Here is a 1746-nt window from a genome sequence, read left to right on the forward strand (position 1 = left end):
CAATCAGATCGGTTAACTGATCAAAGCTAAAGGTCTTCGGTGGTTCTACAGGCACATCAAAGGCCACTTGCTCATTAATCCGTTTGCTGGTATTGACCGTTTGATGCACATGATCCGTTTCCACAATTTGGTTTTTCTCAGAAAGAAAGACTAAACTTTTCACAAGTTCTCCGTCCACAAGAAGATGAATCCGTTGAATGCGCGAGCCCATTGTTCCTCGAATGAACTGATCAATGCCATACGAGAACTTCGCCTTATCGAGACCAAAAGTAAGTCCTTGCTGTTCTTCTGTGAGCGGAACACGTACTCGTGCTTGTTCCTTGTAATCATAATTCACAGCCACAAGTTCCACCTGATCCGTTGTCGAGGTAATCACTTGGTCTAAACTTTGTCTTTCTACTTCAGTAAATTCAAAATGGAAAGGCTCTCCATAAGCAGCTCGGTTATTTTGATCGGGACGATTAATCGCTGCTTTTGGCAAGTCACCACCATTGATCCATAGCCGAACAGCACGGATATACGGACCAAAAGTTCCGCGAATGGAGTCTAGACTACCGACTGTGTAAATATCACCCGCATCTAGTGTATAGCCCGTTGTTAGTGGCACTTTCACATCTTGCTTTTTAACTGATCCCACATATCCTTCAATCTCTACGCTATCTTCTATCACTTTAATGGCGGTTGTCAGAGATTTTCCAAATTCAAATTGACCTTGAACCGGTTTGACTTCTGCCGCCGTTTCACCATTAACGAGAAGCTTCAATGACGTTAACGTTTTTCCGCAACTTCCACGTAGCTGAATGCCATGAGAAGGACTACCAATCACGAAAGGAGTAGGCGCAATTTGATAATCGGCAATCGTGACCGAAATCGGTTCTAATTCAAGTCCCTGTTCATTCAATGGACAAATTTGCAGGTGAGAATTAATCGTAATCGCTGCCAGATAAGGCGTCATATCAAGCGTACTTCCGGTCAATGTCACCGGACCGAATTCTTGAGTCGTAGCCCCATTCTGTAAGAGTATTTTGACTTGTTTCAAGTCTTTGCCTTTCTCGAAGGCAAGCGTCTGTTGATTCACTTCATAGACTTCGCGGACACGGAACTGATAGTTCGGTAACACTTGCATCCATTTATAGCCGACATTCAGGTTCGTCGGATCTTTTGCCCACACTTCAAACGTATCCCCTCTATCTGCAGCAAGAATGGAAAAAGAATACGTCCCTGTATCTGGATTCATATTCACTTTATTCCAGCTTTGGTACACACCATTTCGAAAGATCACAATATTCTTAATTAAAGTGGCGTCATACGTTCCGGTTAATGTTGTTTCCCCTGTATGGACAGGCTGAACGGTCAGTTTGGTCAAGTAAATCGGACGAGCCTCAATCATGTTGTCATATGGATCAAACGCACATAAACGAATGTCGTCTTCTTCGGTACGATCCGGTAAATTGGATAGAACAAATACCTGTTCATTATCCACCGTCACACCAGGAGAAGCCGCTGTTAACAAATCCCCGCGTAAGAGTGTATAGGTGTCTTCCCCAGCTTCTTGTTCCACTCGGTATACGCCTACTTTCGCCACACGTGAAGTGGCAGGAACTAACGCACGAATGCTTCCTCCGATTTCATAGCTCGGGAACCCTTTATCGGTAAAGAGTGTCGCTTTCGCATGCTTGATACGCGCCGAGTAGACTTCTTGAAATTGATCTTTTGCCGGTGCATCCGCCACATCGGATCGGAAGG

At 44.6% G+C, this 1746-nt stretch carries 1 protein-coding gene; it reads right to left on the minus strand.

Annotated elements, in window-relative coordinates:
- Window positions 1-1746, minus strand: a 1746-nt coding sequence (locus MFLO_RS15795; protein ID WP_162148170.1) for a hypothetical protein, incomplete at both ends; no start/stop codon positions are given.

Source organism: Listeria floridensis FSL S10-1187 (assembly GCF_000525875.1).
Taxonomy (GTDB): domain Bacteria; phylum Bacillota; class Bacilli; order Lactobacillales; family Listeriaceae; genus Listeria; species Listeria floridensis.